Genomic DNA, 1,400 nt, shown 5'->3' with positions numbered 1-1,400 from the left:
GCAGCCCACGATAAACCGGTCTCTCACATTCATTTTTACCCTCATTTCCATCCTCATTCTTATGCTGTCTTTGTCACGCCATCATGACCGGCGATGCGTGCGCTGGTTTACCCCTGCGGCGGGCGGCTTACTGATATGCCATGGTAAATGTCAGCGTCGCCTTGACTGCTCCCGCCCGCGCCGTTGCCTTATCCGTATCGGTGTCAGGCTTGCCACTTGCCACCCCCACCCACACGTCCGCGGTCGCCCCCTCACCACTTTGCCCCATCACAACCTTACTGGCACTGGCAGGGGTGAAATTAATGGTATCCAGGTTGCTGTAGAAGTCCGTCGGCCATATCTTGGGCGAACTCGTCTTCGCAATGCCGATGAAAAATTCCTTCGCATCGCCACCGGCCGCCCCTATGTCACGAAAGGTGTTGTTACCCGGCTTCTTAATCTCTCCCGCCAGCGGTTTAGGTCCGCTCACCGTCACGGCAGGCGTTTTCTGCGCATCCCCCACGCCGCAATTACTCAGCGTCAGCGTGATTTTCGTCAACGCGGGCTGGATATAAGCCGGGGTCCCCCAGATATCCGATGCTTTGGTGGGCGTGAGGGTATAATCTCCTTTGGGCTGATCGACATCCACTGTGCACGCGCTCTGCTCAATGATGGCGTTCATCTTTAGTATCGGTGTGGCCAATCCCACGCCAGGCAGTAGCGCGAGGCATAACACCGGACAGAGGCCATACCGGCACATCATGCGACGTACTGCACCCTGTGACCCTGAATGCCCGGTCGAGGCCTGTTTTCTAAACAACATCGTCATTCTCCCGCCACGATTCAGTAGTACACAAAGTTGAATGTCACGCTGGCAGACAGGGCACCCGCCCGCATCTTTGGCCGATCTCCAATTGCACACGTCCCCCCGCAGGTCACCATCGCACTCAGATCAATGGTTGTGTCTTTGTTCACCACCGAGCCAGCCCCCGTTCCCACGGGTATGTATTTTTGGCCAGTCACAGAGGACGTTATCTCCGCCACCACGTTGCCGGGTCCCGAGGAGGAACTGTCTTTGAAGATGGCAAACCCGATACCCTTTGCCGTGGAGGTCGAGTCGACAAACAGAAAGGCCTTGTTATTGGCATTTTGTGTCCCCGTATCCGTGGTACCGGACAGCGTGATACCGGGCTGGGTATTCAAGTCCGGCGTTCCCGAACACTTGCTCAGCTTCACCTTGAACACTTTTCTCGCCCCGGTAGCGACCAACGGGTCCCAGTTTTTCGTCGTTAGGCCACTGGTGCTGATGTGGCCAAAATCAAGCACCCCGTCGAGCCCGTCGCTGCCAACGCTCACCTCACAGGTCCCCTGCAGCACGGTGTAGTTGAACTTCAGCTCAACGGATTCCCCCGCTGCGCGGA

General features: G+C 57.1%; 2 protein-coding genes. Both read right to left on the bottom strand.

Features of this window, described 5'->3' with window-relative positions:
• Nucleotides 1–127 precede the first annotated feature (127 nt).
• The gene (locus M2406_RS26410; protein ID WP_259191947.1) at nt 128–661 is read right to left on the bottom strand and encodes a hypothetical protein; all 534 of its coding nucleotides are present in this window, start codon (nt 659–661) and stop codon (nt 128–130) included.
• Nucleotides 662–822: 161 nt separating this feature from the next.
• On the bottom strand, nt 823–1,400 hold a 578-nt coding region (locus tag M2406_RS26405), incomplete at its 5' end, for a fimbrial protein (RefSeq protein WP_259191945.1).

This window comes from Serratia sp. BIGb0163 (assembly GCF_024809935.1).
GTDB lineage: Bacteria > Pseudomonadota > Gammaproteobacteria > Enterobacterales > Enterobacteriaceae > Serratia > Serratia quinivorans.
Note: the sequence above shows the minus strand (reverse complement) of the source record. Positions and strands in the feature narration are given on the sequence as shown.